The sequence below is a fragment of the Halarcobacter bivalviorum genome (assembly GCF_003346815.1).
Taxonomy (GTDB): domain Bacteria; phylum Campylobacterota; class Campylobacteria; order Campylobacterales; family Arcobacteraceae; genus Halarcobacter; species Halarcobacter bivalviorum.
In genome coordinates, this window is record NZ_CP031217.1 from 450,365 (window position 1) to 464,029 (window position 13,665).

16 protein-coding genes are annotated in these 13,665 nt (G+C 28.7%); all 16 read left to right on the forward strand.

Annotation, left to right across the window (positions count from 1 at the left end; translation table 11 throughout):
- The first annotated feature begins 2 nt into the window (after nucleotides 1-2).
- The 16 genes from ABIV_RS02290 to flgC all read left to right on the forward strand — a co-directional run bounded on the left by ABIV_RS02290 (nucleotide 3) and on the right by flgC (nucleotide 13,665).
- The gene (locus ABIV_RS02290; protein ID WP_114838355.1) at nucleotides 3-1,457 is read left to right on the forward strand and encodes a flagellar hook-basal body complex protein; all 1,455 of its coding nucleotides are present in this window, start codon (nucleotides 3-5) and stop codon (nucleotides 1,455-1,457) included.
- Nucleotides 1,458-1,550: 93 nt separating this feature from the next.
- Nucleotides 1,551-4,133 carry a flagellar hook-basal body complex protein gene (locus ABIV_RS13655; RefSeq protein ID WP_205526945.1) on the forward strand — a complete coding sequence of 861 codons (2,583 nt, stop codon included), beginning with the start codon at nucleotides 1,551-1,553 and terminating at the stop codon, nucleotides 4,131-4,133.
- Nucleotides 4,134-4,179: 46 nt separating this feature from the next.
- Complete coding sequence (locus ABIV_RS02305; protein WP_114838356.1) at nucleotides 4,180-4,509, forward strand: hypothetical protein; 330 nt, start codon at nucleotides 4,180-4,182, stop codon at nucleotides 4,507-4,509.
- Nucleotides 4,510-4,519: 10 nt separating this feature from the next.
- Nucleotides 4,520-6,517 carry a tetratricopeptide repeat protein gene (locus ABIV_RS02310; RefSeq protein WP_114838357.1) on the forward strand — a complete coding sequence of 666 codons (1,998 nt, stop codon included), beginning with the start codon at nucleotides 4,520-4,522 and terminating at the stop codon, nucleotides 6,515-6,517.
- Between the two features lie 99 nt (nucleotides 6,518-6,616).
- The gene (locus ABIV_RS02315; protein WP_114838358.1) at nucleotides 6,617-6,931 is read left to right on the forward strand and encodes a flagellin; all 315 of its coding nucleotides are present in this window, start codon (nucleotides 6,617-6,619) and stop codon (nucleotides 6,929-6,931) included.
- 23 nt (nucleotides 6,932-6,954) lie between these two features.
- Entirely contained in the window at nucleotides 6,955-7,872 is a 918-nt protein-coding gene (locus ABIV_RS02320; RefSeq protein WP_114838359.1) for a FliM/FliN family flagellar motor switch protein, read from the forward strand.
- 3 nt (nucleotides 7,873-7,875) lie between these two features.
- Nucleotides 7,876-8,634 (forward strand): motility protein A, encoded by a 759-nt coding sequence (locus ABIV_RS02325; RefSeq protein WP_114838360.1) that lies wholly within the window; start codon nucleotides 7,876-7,878, stop codon nucleotides 8,632-8,634.
- A 5-nt stretch (nucleotides 8,635-8,639) separates the two neighbouring features.
- The gene (locus ABIV_RS02330; RefSeq protein ID WP_114838361.1) at nucleotides 8,640-9,413 is read left to right on the forward strand and encodes a flagellar motor protein MotB; all 774 of its coding nucleotides are present in this window, start codon (nucleotides 8,640-8,642) and stop codon (nucleotides 9,411-9,413) included.
- A gap of 3 nt (nucleotides 9,414-9,416) precedes the next feature.
- Nucleotides 9,417-9,719 (forward strand): rod-binding protein, encoded by a 303-nt coding sequence (locus tag ABIV_RS02335; protein WP_114838362.1) that lies wholly within the window; start codon nucleotides 9,417-9,419, stop codon nucleotides 9,717-9,719.
- A 10-nt stretch (nucleotides 9,720-9,729) separates the two neighbouring features.
- Nucleotides 9,730-10,107, forward strand: coding sequence for a hypothetical protein (locus ABIV_RS02340; RefSeq protein ID WP_114838363.1), 378 nt, complete (start codon nucleotides 9,730-9,732; stop codon nucleotides 10,105-10,107).
- Complete coding sequence (locus ABIV_RS02345; protein WP_114838364.1) at nucleotides 10,094-10,495, forward strand: hypothetical protein; 402 nt, start codon at nucleotides 10,094-10,096, stop codon at nucleotides 10,493-10,495. The genes ABIV_RS02340 and ABIV_RS02345 overlap by 14 nt, the downstream gene beginning before the upstream one ends.
- Complete coding sequence (flhF, locus tag ABIV_RS02350; RefSeq protein WP_114838365.1) at nucleotides 10,492-11,649, forward strand: flagellar biosynthesis GTPase FlhF; 1,158 nt, start codon at nucleotides 10,492-10,494, stop codon at nucleotides 11,647-11,649. The genes ABIV_RS02345 and flhF overlap by 4 nt, the downstream gene beginning before the upstream one ends.
- Nucleotides 11,650-11,653: 4 nt before the next feature.
- Complete coding sequence (locus ABIV_RS02355) at nucleotides 11,654-12,469, forward strand: AAA family ATPase (RefSeq protein ID WP_114838366.1); 816 nt, start codon at nucleotides 11,654-11,656, stop codon at nucleotides 12,467-12,469.
- Nucleotides 12,470-12,530: 61 nt separating this feature from the next.
- Nucleotides 12,531-12,863 (forward strand): hypothetical protein, encoded by a 333-nt coding sequence (locus tag ABIV_RS02360; RefSeq protein WP_114838367.1) that lies wholly within the window; start codon nucleotides 12,531-12,533, stop codon nucleotides 12,861-12,863.
- Nucleotides 12,864-12,873: 10 nt separating this feature from the next.
- Nucleotides 12,874-13,179: a flagellar hook-basal body complex protein FliE gene (fliE, locus tag ABIV_RS02365; RefSeq protein ID WP_205526946.1), complete on the forward strand. Its 306-nt coding sequence runs from the start codon at nucleotides 12,874-12,876 to the stop codon at nucleotides 13,177-13,179.
- 12 nt (nucleotides 13,180-13,191) lie between these two features.
- Complete coding sequence (flgC, locus tag ABIV_RS02370; protein WP_114838368.1) at nucleotides 13,192-13,665, forward strand: flagellar basal body rod protein FlgC; 474 nt, start codon at nucleotides 13,192-13,194, stop codon at nucleotides 13,663-13,665.

Consider the following 13,665-nt stretch of genomic DNA (forward strand, 5'->3'; position numbering starts at 1 on the left):
TTATGATTAGTGGTTTATGGAACGGTATTAGTGGATTAGATACTTTTGAAAAGGCTTTAAGTAGCCAATCAAATAATATCTCTAATACAAATACAATTGGTCATAAGTCAGATACAATCTCTTTTCAAGATATGATGTACCAATCAAGATATGGTAAAGGGGTTATGGTTCAAGATATAAGAAAAGATTTTTCTCAAGGTGGACTGAAAGTAACAAATAATGATTTAGATGTTGCTATTGAGGGTAAAGGTTTTTTTATTGTAAATGATCCTCTTACTGGAGAAAATTTTTATACAAGGGCAGGTAACTTTAAAGTAGGTGCAAATGGAACACTTCAAACCGTTGATGGTAAAATGGTTTATGGTTCTACTCCTGTTTTAACAAATTTAACTAGTAGTGATGGAACTTCTCAATTTACTAATAAGTATAATACTGAAATTACTTCAAAACAAATTTCAACTGCAGATTATATTGAATCAATTAATGCTAAAACAACAGATTATACTTTAAGTGCTCAAGATAGTGGAGTATCAGGAAGTGGATTTAAAGATAGAGCTTCAAAAATTTCAGATATTAGAGATTTAATTACTAATTATAATGAAAAGTTAGATCTTTATGTTAGTAATCCAAATGCTGCAAGTACTCCTGCTACTTCTCAACAAACACAAATTTCTTATGCTTCATTTTTAACAGATTTACAAAGTGAAGATGATTATATTGAAGTATCAATTAATGGCGAAAATGTTAGACAATATTTTGATACAGATGTACAAACGACAATGAATCTTTTTGCTGATAAATTATCTTCTGTTACTGGTTTAACTGCAAGTGTTGATACAAGTGGATTAGTAACTATAGATTCTTTAGTACCAGGAAAAGACTTTGATATAAAAGATGCAGCTATTAATAATAATGCTCCTGTAATTACTGAAACTATTGCACCTAGCATTGGTTCAGGAAGAGGTATGGTTGATTCTGCAAGAACAGCATTGAAAAATGCATTAGAAGCAGCAGATGCAAAGTTTTTAGAGATGACACATACAATTGGGAATAGCAATGCTGCTCTTACAGGAATAGGAGAAATCCAATTAAAATTAGATAGTTTAAATATTGTAGAGAATGTATTTGGAAATTTATCTATTGAAAATGGTGTGATTTATGCTAAAGATGGCGAAAACAAATTTTTAATTGGTAAATTAGAAACAGCATATTTTATTAATCCAGAAGGCTTAAATCCTCAAGGAAATAATTTATATGCAGCAAATGTAGAAGCAGGAGATCCTCTAAATGCACAATATGTTAATAAATTAGTCGGTGGAGCGGTTGAGCTTAGTAATACAAATTTAGGTGATGGACTTGTTGATATGATGGTATATCAAAGAGCTTTTGAAGCTAGTTCAAAATCAATTACTACAGCTGATGAATTTTTAAAAACAGCATTACAACTAAAGAAATAATTTTCTTTAGTTAGTGTTTAAATATCAGTGCTTTTGTAAGCATTAATATTTGAACATGTAAAAGTGTTTAAAAATTTATCTAAAGGATAAATCATGATCGGAGCATTATGGACAGGGATTTCAGGACTTTCGTCTCATCAAACAGCGTTAGATAATGAATCTCACAATATTTCAAATGTTAACACAGTAGGGTATAAAGCCTCTAGAATCTCTTTTGCAGATCAAATGTATCAAGATAGAATCGGTAAAGGTTCTAAAGTACTTGATGCAGAAAAACTGTATGTGCAAGGTAACTTGAAACTTACAGGAGTTGATTATGATATGGCAATTAGTGGAGATGGTTTCTTTACTGTAAAAAACACTAATGCAAGTGGATCAGGAGAAAACTATTATACTCGTGCTGGTAACTTCAGAATGGGTGATAATGGTACACTTCAAGATGCAGCTGGAAATGAAGTTCAAGGATGGGCCATGAGGCCTATTGATACTGATAAAGATGTTGTATCAACAAATCCAAATAATAAAACTTTTACAGGTGACTATACAAAACTTTTATCATCAAAAGTAATTAAGCACTCTAATTATATTGAAACAATTACAGCAAAAGCTACAGATTATAACTTAACAGCAAAAGCTGACTCAGATTCAGTTTTTGAAGGAGCAGGTGGTAAGAGTAAAGCATCTAAAATTTCTGATGTTGAAGCTTTAGTTGCTAGTTATGCATCATGGCTTCAAAAACTTCAAGATGAGCCAGATGGGGGAAGTGCTAGTTCTACTTCTCAAATTTCACAAATCAACTTTAAATCAGGTGAAGATGGACTTGTTACTAAAAATGGTGAGCAAATTTATGTATATATAGATGGAAATAAATATTCACAAGAGTATATTCCTACAACTGCAAGTAATGATTTTATTGAAAGTTTCTTAGGTACAACTGACTCAGCAAAAGCCTCTGTTGCAGGTACAACAGTTACTATTGATTCAGTATCTAGTAATACAAGATATGAACTAACAATTGGTACTGAAACAGTATTTTATGATTCAGATTCAACTGCAACAATGGATGAAATTCTTGATGGATTAGAAGATGCAATAAATTCAAATCCAAATATTACACCTACAATCACTAAAAATAGTGCTGCAGGTACAATTGATATTGCTGGTGCAGGTGCTGTATCAGAGCAAACTTTTGATAGTTCTTTAGATATTGATTATGATATTGCAGCAGGTAGGGTAGCAACTTATAGAGCATTAGCAGATAAAATATCAGAGATTCCAGGGCTTAGAGCTTATATGGTAAGCGAAGATGGTGGAACAAATAATGATGTATTAGAAGATAATGATATTTTCAAACTTTCTACATCAAATAAAGATATGCTAAAAGGTATTATTCAAATTGAATCATTAATTCCTGGTAAAGCTTTTGACATCTCAGAAGTAGGAGAAACTTCAAATAACAACTCTGTAGCAGGTGCTTATCAATCTACGAGTATAGCAGTAGCTGGTACAGGTGTAGGTGCATTACAAAGTGCCAGAGATGCTTTAGCTCGTGCAATTACTGGTAATCAACAAGATGTATATACTCCAGCTGATTTAGGTTTATCTGGAAACTCAACATTAAATGATTTTAGATATTCTCTTACAATTTATGATAAAGAGTTAGAAAAAATCATTCCTGTACCAAATGATAATGCAACAATTCCTCAACCTGTAGATATTAATATTACAGATGTTACAAGTGTACAAGATTTTGTAGATCAATTCAATGCTCAAGCTCAAAGCTCAAGTCCAGCTCTTGCAGATTATGTTGAAGCTTTAAATATCAATGGAAATGTTGTTATTCAAACAAAAGATCATAATTATGATGTTGAATTTAGTGGAAGCTTAAAAGATGCAGTAAATGTAGTTAACGTTGCTGGAACTACAGGTACTACTTCTTCAACTATTTCTGGAACAAATATTGATTTTGGAAAAGGTATAGACTTCACATATACTTATGATGATGGTACTATTAATGGAAATGTAAATATTTCAGGCGCAAATAGTTTAGCAGATATTGCTACACAAATTAATGCAGTATCTGGTTTAAGTGCTACTGTAGTAGGAAATGATGTTGTAGTAACATCTGATGCTGGTACTAACTTTACAACAAGTAACTTTACTAATGGTCTTACTGGTGTAACTAATGTGCCAATTGATAAAAATAATGATTATAGTGGAAGACAAGGTGCAGGTGCAGAGTTTATTGAATTAGTTAATACAGTTGATCAAACAACTACTCAAAGTTCATTACAATTAAAACTTGATACTTTAGGTATTTCAGATTCAGCATTTGGTGAATTCTCTGTAGATAGTACAGGTTTAATTACTATGAAACAAGATGGTGCAGTATTTGCTATTGGACAAGTTTCTATTGCATTATTTAATAATACAAGAGGATTAAATCCAAGTGGAGATAACTTACTTGCTAAAACAAATGAATCTGGGGAACCAATTTATAACCTAAATAATGATAAAACAGCAAAAATTGAAGGTAAAACATTAGAACTTTCAACTGCAGATTTATCAGAAAGTTTAGTTAACCTAATGGTATTCCAAAGAGCATTTGAAGCAAATGCTAAATCAATTACTACATCAGATCAGTTATTAAATACACTGATCAATCTAAAAAGATAATTTTAAGAAGGCTTTTGCCTTCTTAAATACTTAAAAGAGGAAAAAATTGGATAATTTTTTATTAGTTACAATAATTGGAGTTTTACTTTTATACTTTTTTTCAAGTACTAATGTTCACAAAGCTTTGTATAGAAAAGTTAATGAAGAAAAAAACATGGTAGAAGATGAGAATAAACGTTTACAAGAGATTATTGAAAGGTACGAAAAACAAGTTAAAGTTAGTGCTGGTACTTTAAAAAATTCTCAAGATTCTTTGCAAGTTGCAAGGGATGATTTACAAAAATTAAGACTTGAAAATGCAGAATTAAAACATCAAGTTGATATATTAGAAAAAAGAACAGAAGAGCTTTACGCACAAGTAAATACAATGGTTTAGGAAGACTTATTTGAAAAAGATATTTAGTTTATTATTTATATTAATTATTATTCCTGTTGTATCTTTTTCAAATGAGGGTAAAATAGATTCTCAGCCTGAAATACTATTTAAATATGACAAATTAAAAGAAAATCAAGAAAAATTTAGACTACAAGTAGAATTTAATAAAGCTATTTTATTACTTGAAAAAGGGGAGTATAAAAAAGCAATTGATAGTTTTAAAGTTACTTCAAAACTATTAAAAATACCATCTTTTTTAAATATTGGAATTGCTTATTACAAGTTGGGACAAATAGAAAATGCAGTTCTATACTTAAATAATATTTATGAGTATAAAGAAGCTATTTATTCTGATACTTATTCTTATATCTCTGCCAGTTATTATCTTTATATGATAAAGAAAGAGAGAGTTTATTTAGAGACGATAATTAATATTACTAAAAAATTCAAAAATCTAACAGAACATTCAAAAAGATTAGTCGTGGATACTTTTATTCTTTTAAAAGACTATGAAATGGCATTAAAAGTATTAGAAACTATGGATTTTCCTATGAATCTAAAGAAAGCTCTTTTATTTTTAAAATTACAAGATTATGTTAAAGCAGAAAGATATCTTCAAAAAGCAAAAGAAGAAACTTTTAATCAAGAGAGAATTAACTTGATTTTATGGCTAATGGTTTACAGAGATTTAAAAGCAAATGAAATCCCTAAGATATTAGATAGAATTAAAGAGATAGAAAAAGTAAAAGATAATTTTAAAGTAAATCAAGAATATCCTCTCAAAATCTTTTTTAATAGAGCAAAATTTACTCCAAAAGAGTATTTGACTTTTGTAACAAAATTTAATCAAGAAAGAAAAATAGATTTTCTTTTTTATTTTGCACCCTTTGTTTTCTCTGATAAACAAGAGATCCTATATGATATTTCAAAAGGATTTATCTTTAAAGATCAACAAAATGTTGAAAGCTTAGAAGAGATGGTAAAGTATAATGCAAACTTCATTGAAATAATTCAAGAAGACCCAATTGTTAGAGTAAATAAAATGCAATCTTTTATAAAAGAGGATTCAAACTCATATATTTATTACAATCTTGCATTATGTTATGCTCAAATAAGTGATTTCCATAATGCACATAAATATTTTTCAAAAGCATATAAATTAAATCCAGGTAATAAACTCTATTCTGTAATGACTTTAATAAGTGCTGATAAGATTAATAAAAAGATAAAAGATAAAGAATATATTATTCAGAATATTAAATCAAAAAATGGTATGTATAAATATTTTGGACAAACAATATATAAAGAGTTTTTAGAACCAAAATTCAAAGTTGAATTTGAACCATTAACTTATAATCAAACAATATTTTATAAAGCTTTAGATTATTTAACTAAATTAAATGAAGATAAAGTAACTTTAGAACACCCTTTATTTTTAGATCATTATAAAGATCCATTAGTTTATTTAATGAAATCAACAATAAGAAGAGAAGGTGAAAATAACTTTGGGTATTTCGCTAGATTACAAGATAAGACACCATTAACAATAAATAATAATTTTCTTGAAGGCCCACTTATTATTACTAAATATTATATTGATTTATTAAAAGCAATTGGTTTATTTCATAAAGCTGATTTAACATTAACAGGAGTTGAAACACCATCTTATTTAAGAACAAAAGCTTTAAGAGAATTACATGATGGAAATCCGAAAGAGAGTCTTTCTATTTTACAAGCTTTACAAAAACTGTATAAATTAGAAGATAAATATACTATGTATTTAATTGTTGCTTCACAATTAGAAGATGATAAATATAATGAAGCTCTTTTACAAATTTCATTAATAAAAGCTATGTTAAAAGATCCTGGTGCAGATTTTTTAACAGGAGTACAACTTGTTCAAGATTTAAAACTTAATAGTGCCTCTCAATATTTTAGAGAACCTTATTTAGATTCTTTTATTGACTTTCAACTAACTAACTTTGATAGCCTCTTAGAGTCATTGTAAAAATAATATAATTTCCCTCGTTTTTTTCGTAATATTCATCTATTTTAATTTTTTTTTGATATAATAATTACAATTCTGTACTTTTTAAAGGAGGCTCTTATGGAATTAGGAAGAATTGCTGAAATAGATAATGCACAAGTTAATCATACAGATAAAGCTAAAACAGTTCAAGAAGTCGATGAAAAGCATAAAACCATCCAAGACGACCAGTATAAAAAAGTACAAGGTTCACTACATGAAACTGAGAAAAATGAAGTTATTCTTGATAATATTAAATTTGGGTATAACAAACAGTCTCAGGACTTCTTTGTAAAAGTTACTAGAGGGGATGCTGAATATAAGTATCCTACCGAAGATATGATGAGAATTAAAGCTCATATGATGGAATCTCTAGAAGAACACGAACTAAAATAGAAATTTGAACAAAGGGTTTATTTTTGGCATCTGATTTATCAAGTTTTTTAAAAGATGAATTAGCTAATACTTTAGAACAACTACTTTCAAAAAGCACTACAGTTGACTCTGTATCAGCATTAGATGTAAGTAGTTTAGATGATTCTCAATGTATTGAAGTATCAGTTAAGTTTGAATTTTCAACTATTAGCTCTATTTGGAAATTTTATATTCCTTCTATTACTGCAACGAAATTTGAATATTTCATGCTTGGAGGAATGGGAGATTTAAAAGAGCATATTGATGATGAAATTGCCGATGCAGTAAATGAGATTATCTCTAATGTATGTGGTAGTTTATGTACATCAATTAATGCACAAGGTTTTCCTGATGTAAGCTCTATAAAATCAGAAGTTGCAGAGTTTTCTATAAAAGTATGTAGTGATATTGAAGATAGTGATAATATATATACTCTTGATTTATCATTAGATGGAGAGAAACTACCAATTTATCTATTATTAGATGAAATAATATTACCTTATTTATCATCTATTACTGGATATGATGACTCAGCAGATGTAAATAATAGTGTCTCTACACCAGCAGCAGTAAGTGCTCCAAATAATCAAGCACCAAATTCTATTGCAACTATGGGACCTAATGTAAGTACTATTAGTTCTTTATTATCTGAAGAATCAGCAGAAAACTTACAACTATTATTTAATATAAAGCTAAAACTAAGTGTTAGATTAGGAACTAAAAACTTTTTATTAAAAGATATTTTAAGATGGGATATTGGAGAAATAATTGAACTAGAACAAATGGTTAATGAACCTTTAGACATTTTAGTAAATGGTGTTAAAATAGGTGAAGGTGAAGCTGTAATCGTTGAAGGTAAATTTGGTTTAAAAATCAAAAATATTGGTGATAGTTCAATGAAACTTAGTCAAATAGGAATGTAATTTATGGATAAAAGTACTGCAGGTGGATTGGCTGGTGGTTGGGCCTTAGTTTCCTTAGCCATAATGTTAGGTGGGGTTGGTTTTGGACCTTATATTGATGTTCCTTCATTTGTTATTGTTATTGGTGGAACATTGGCAGTTACTGCAGGACAATTTGAACCAGCAGATTTAAAAAGAATGTTCCCAGCAATGAAAGTTGCAATGAGTGAAGTAAAGGTTGAACCTCTTCCTGAGCTAATAGAAAAGATTACTTTTTATGCCACAGAAATTAAAAAACATGGTGTAATGCATATTGAACAAAAGGTTTTAGAAGAAGAAAATCCTTTTTTTAAAGAAGCTTTTCAACTATTAGTTGATGGTACTAAAGCTGAAACATTAACTCCTTTACTACAAACAAAGTTAGACTATATGGAAAAAAGACATAGTGTAATGCATAAGATGTTTGCTAATATTGGAGGAACTTCTGGTTCTATGGGAATGATTGGTACATTAGTTGGACTTGTAGCTATGCTTGCAAACCTTTCTGATCCTGCTTCAGTTGGTCCTGCAATGGCAGTTGCTTTATTAACAACTATGTATGGAGCTTTAATTGGAACACTATTTGCAGGTCTTATTGAGAGTAAATTATCTCAAAAGCATGGAAAAGAGGTTGAAGCTTGTGAGGTTATTATTCTTGGTGCAACAATGATTGCAGCAGAAGAATCTATTGGAAATATAAAAATGCAGTTAAACGCAATTTTAGTTGATGAAGTAGAAGAGTAAAATTTATGGCAGATAAAAAGTGTCCAGAATGTCCTAAATGTTTACCAGGTTGGCTAGTTCAATTTGGTGACTTAATGTCATTATTACTTACTTTTTTTATTTTACTTTTATCTATGGCAGTAATGGATAAGAAAAAAGTAGAAGAGTATTTTGATATTATGAAAAAAGCAATGGGCTTTATAGATGCTTCAACAGATGTTCAAACACAATCAGAAAAACACTCTTCTGAAACAAGTAATTCTTCAAATGATGAAACTGATTCAAATGATGAAACAGTTGAAGAGACAATGCAAGAAGTTGCTGAACTTGTAAATCAAATGAATGATATTAGTACCGTTGAAACTGAGCAAATTCAATTAGAAAAAGGGCAAAATGAGTTTACTCTGGATATTCCTTCTACTATCATGTTTAAAGAAGGTGAGTATGAAATTACAAATCCTAATACAAAAAGATTTATTGCTAAGATAGCAAGAGTAATTAGAACAATGCCACAAGCTTTTAATATTGAAATAATAGGACATACTGCAACAAGTGGCTTTAATGATGAAAAAATACCAAGAGATAATTGGGATTTATCAGCATTAAGATCAATTGCAGTTGTAAAAGAGTTAATTAAAAATAGAATAGACCCAAGTGCATTAAAAGTATCAGCTTACTCTTCTTATCATCCAAAAAGTGAATTAGCTTCAGATAATAGAAGAGTTGAGATGAAATTTTTTGCTGATAATACAAATGATGATATACTGTCAGAAGAGAGTTTCTTCGATAGATTGGAGTAAAAGATGGATATTAATACTAATTTTGTAGATATAAATACTATAAAGAAAAGCCCAGCTGATAATTATAAAAATATTGATACTTCTAAACTTGAAGATCAAAGTTTAAGAAAAGTAAGTGATGACTTTGAAGCTTTTTTCATGAAACAACTTTTAGATATTTCTTTAAAAGAAAGTACTATTGCAGGAGAAGGTAGTGGTTCTGACATTATAAAAGGAATGTATACAGATTCAATTTCTAGGCAATCTGCAGGTACTTTAGGTATTAGTGATATGCTATATAATTTTCTAAGTGAAAGAAAAAAATAAGGTATTTAAAATGGTTGATTCAATAATAAATGAGATGGTAACTTTAATTAAACAAATGCAAGATTATATTAATCAAGATATTGAAGATATAAAACAAGCAAAACATGAAGAGCTTTTAACAAGAAATAGTGAAAAAGAGATGCTAATTGAAAAAATCACTTCATTCAAACAACAATTAAATGAAGAGATAGTAAAAGAGATGGAAAGTGGTGTAGATGTTAATATCTATAGAAGTAAAGTAGATAATCTTGAAGCTGAACTAAGAAATCTTTATGAATTAAATAGAAAACTTGCATTAATAGTTCAACCAATCCAACAAATGTATAAAGAAATTGTTGATGAAATAACACAATTAAACGGAGGACAAATGTTCGATGTTAAGGCTTAGTAGTCTTTTTATAATTAGTTCTTTATTATTAGCTAAACTTTTTGCTATTGAAGTAGTAGTCGCTACTCAAGATATTCACTATAATGAATTTGTAACAGATAAGATGGTACGAAAAACAGAAGTAAAAAGTGTAAAAAGAAATTGTATTCCTGCTTCATTTGAAGCTTTTAAAACAAAAAAACTACAAGCAACACATTACATGAAAAAGGGATTTATTATTTGCCAAAATGATATAAAAGAGTATTCTAATGAATCAGTTTTATTTAATTTTGGTTCAATTCAAATTGAAAAACATGGTGAAATAATCTTTGAAAATGATGAGTATCTTAGAATTAGAAAAAGTGATGGTGAAATTGAAAAAATATATAAAGATGGACGAATAAAATGAATATGCTCTCATTTTTAGGAGAAACACCTACTGCTGCTTTAAAAAATGCACAAGCTGAATGTGGTGAAGAAGCAATAGTAATTTCTACAAAAAAGATATCTGATGCCAAAGATGGTAGTAAAGATATGTATGAAGTTATTGTAGCTTTAGAAGATGAAGATAAAGAGATAAAACATACAAAAAAAATAACAAGTCCTTCTGTATCAAATAATAGTACTAAAGATAAGAGTTTTCAAGCAAAAGTATATGATTTTAAAGAAGAGATACTAAAGATGCAAGATGCAATCATGCAAGTACAAAAATCTCTTTGGAATCCAAAAAGTCAACTATATGATTTAACTATCCCTTTAGAATTTGTAGATATGTATAATCTTTTTGAACAAAATGAATTTGATCAAGAGATGACATATACAATTATGAAAAAAACAATTAAGCAACTACCTATTGCTTTAAAAGCAAATCCAAAAAAAGTAAATGATTTTTTCAAATTAGTATTAAGAAGAATTATTCCTATAAAACAAGAAATACCACTTCGAAAGCATCAAAGAAAGATTGTAATGATGGTAGGTCCTACTGGAGTTGGTAAAACTACTACAATTGCAAAATTAGCTGCAAGGTATGCTTATAAATTAGGTCAAAACTATAAAGTGGGAATTGTAACCCTAGACTCTTTTAGAGTAGGAGCAATTGAACAATTGCAAGCCTATACAAATATTATGAGATTACCTTTAGAAGTAGTAAAAAAACCTGAAGATTTAGTAGAGGCTTTACTTAGATTAAAAGATTGTAATTATATTTTTATTGATACTGCTGGTTCAAGTCAGTATGATGTTGACAAAATTGAAATGATTAATGAATATCAAGAAAAAGTACATGAACTACCTATAGAAAAGGTATTAGTACTTCCTGCAAATGTAAAGCATAGTGATTTAGTAGATATTTATACAAATTACTCACGATTAAATATAGATTATCTTACTTTTACAAAACTTGATGAAACAAGAAGTTTTGGAAACTTAATATCTTTTGCTCATAAAACAAAAAAATCAATTACTTATTTTTCTATAGGACAAAATGTTCCTGATGATTTAATTGTTTCTGATTCCTCTTTCTTAATTGATTGTTTTATGAATAATTCATGTGTTAGGAGATAAATAATTGTTTAATTCAATCTCTGCACAAGCTAGTAAACTTGTAAGTTTAACTAAAAGTAAATCAGTTGTCTCAAAAACCAAACTATTAACAATTACCTCTGGAAAAGGTGGTGTTGGAAAATCAACTTTTACTGCAAATATGGCATATCTTCTTGCAAGAAGAGGTTTTAAAGTTGCAGTAATTGATGCTGATATTGGTCTTGCAAATATGCAAGTTCTTTTTGATATAAAGCCAAGATATTCATTATTTGATTATATTGAGGGACGAAATACTATAGAAGAGGTAATCTCTCCTACTGCATATGAAAATATATCTTTAATTGCTGGAAAAAGTGGATATCAATATTCAAGTTTAAAAACATCATTAGTTCTAACAAGAATTGTTGATGATGTAAAAAGTTTAAACAATTTTGATTATATTATTATTGATACAGGAGCTGGATTAAACGAATATGTTCAAGAATTCTTATCAATATCTGATAATATCTTAGCTTTAACCACAACTGATCCTTCAGCCTTAACAGACGTTTATGCCTTAATAAAAATGTTATCAAAAGATAAAGAAAAATTGCTAATATGTTTTAATCATACAAAAAATTATAATATTGGTGAAACAATTTCCAAATCTTTAGTAAATTTAGCTAAAAAAAATAGGTTAAATTCAAATTTTATGGTAAAATATATAGGAAATGTGTCGACATCTGCAAATATTTCAACAACATCAAGGTTAAGAAAACTATTTGTGCAAGAGTTTACTCACGATGAAATAACTCTTCAATTGCAAAAAATTATTGATATATTATTAAAAGAGATAAAGTAGTTATAGGTTAGTTTGTGCTAATAAGTAAGCAGAATATGGGTTTAATTATATTAGGAAAGATATGGTTGTAGAAAGATTTTCTCAAAATCTTATTAATAGTGGTATATTTAGACTATATATAGCTACAGGTTTCTTTGCCACTCTTATTTTCTTTGTAATTAATGCTGATTTATTTACTCCTTTAGAAATGATATTTGGAATAATGGGTGTTACTATTGTTCTTAAAGGTATTACAAATATGATGCTCTCTTTACTAATCCTTCTTTTTAATCTTGACAATAAAAGAGATGAGTTGAAATTTAAATACAATGAAGATAAAATAGATGCAATGTTAGCAGAACTAAGTGTGCATGAAGCGCAAAATCAAGTTGATAAAAAAACTTCAGATAAATAAAGGGAATTAGATGAATATTAATTCTATTACTGACTCAATAGGTTCAATTAGCTCAAAGCAGACAAATCAGGTTAATTTAAATAATACTCAAAATGATTTAAGCTTTAAAGATATGCTTAAAAATGCAGTTAATGAAGTAAATGATACTCAAGTTCAAGGTTATAATGCAATGGAAAATATTGCAACGGGAAGAGTTAAGAATCTTCAACAAGCAGTTCAAAAAATAGAAGAAGCTGAGTTATCATTAAAACTTGGATTAGAGGTTAAGAATAAAGCAATAAATGCTTATAGAGAAATAATGAAAATGCCAGTTTAATAGGGGTGTATTATGGGTTTTTTTGATGGATATGATATTGCTGTTTCTGGTATGAGTGCACAAAGAACAAGAGTAAATGTTACAAGTGCAAATATTGCAAATGCAAAGACTACACATACCGAAGAGGGTGGACCTTATAAAAGACAAAGTGTAGCTTTCCATGATGTTTTATTACATGAAAAAAATAAAACAAACGGAACAAATGATTTAAGAGCTCCTTTTGCTGAAGAAAATGATAAAAATCAATTAGCTTTAAGAGGAGTAGGAGTAAAATCTATTATAGAAGATGATTCTGCACCTGTGATGAGGTATGAACCTTCACATCCAGATGCAAATGATGAGGGTTATGTGGCTTATCCTAATATTAATCCTGTAATTGAGATGATTAATTTATTAGAAGCAAGACGTTCTTATGAGGCAAATGTTACTGCATTTACAACTCATAAGAATATTGATGTGAGAACATTAGATATTTTAAAAGCTTAA

Bases quoted from the DNA above. Each gene is read 5' to 3' on its own strand.
- ABIV_RS02360 (WP_114838367.1), top strand. From the start codon at position 12,531: ATGGTTGTAGAAAGATTTTCTCAAAATCTTATTAATAGTGGTATATTT.
- ABIV_RS02345 (WP_114838364.1), top strand. From the start codon at position 10,094: ATGTTAAGGCTTAGTAGTCTTTTTATAATTAGTTCTTTATTATTAGCT.
- ABIV_RS02325 (WP_114838360.1), top strand. From the start codon at position 7,876: ATGGATAAAAGTACTGCAGGTGGATTGGCTGGTGGTTGGGCCTTAGTT.
- ABIV_RS02315 (WP_114838358.1), top strand. From the start codon at position 6,617: ATGGAATTAGGAAGAATTGCTGAAATAGATAATGCACAAGTTAATCAT.
- ABIV_RS02330 (WP_114838361.1), top strand. From the start codon at position 8,640: ATGGCAGATAAAAAGTGTCCAGAATGTCCTAAATGTTTACCAGGTTGG.
- ABIV_RS02290 (WP_114838355.1), top strand. From the start codon at position 3: ATGATTAGTGGTTTATGGAACGGTATTAGTGGATTAGATACTTTTGAA.
- flgC (WP_114838368.1), top strand. From the start codon at position 13,192: ATGGGTTTTTTTGATGGATATGATATTGCTGTTTCTGGTATGAGTGCA.
- ABIV_RS02340 (WP_114838363.1), top strand. From the start codon at position 9,730: ATGGTTGATTCAATAATAAATGAGATGGTAACTTTAATTAAACAAATG.
- flhF (WP_114838365.1), top strand. From the start codon at position 10,492: ATGAATATGCTCTCATTTTTAGGAGAAACACCTACTGCTGCTTTAAAA.
- fliE (WP_205526946.1), top strand. From the start codon at position 12,874: ATGAATATTAATTCTATTACTGACTCAATAGGTTCAATTAGCTCAAAG.
- ABIV_RS13655 (WP_205526945.1), top strand. From the start codon at position 1,551: ATGATCGGAGCATTATGGACAGGGATTTCAGGACTTTCGTCTCATCAA.
- ABIV_RS02335 (WP_114838362.1), top strand. From the start codon at position 9,417: ATGGATATTAATACTAATTTTGTAGATATAAATACTATAAAGAAAAGC.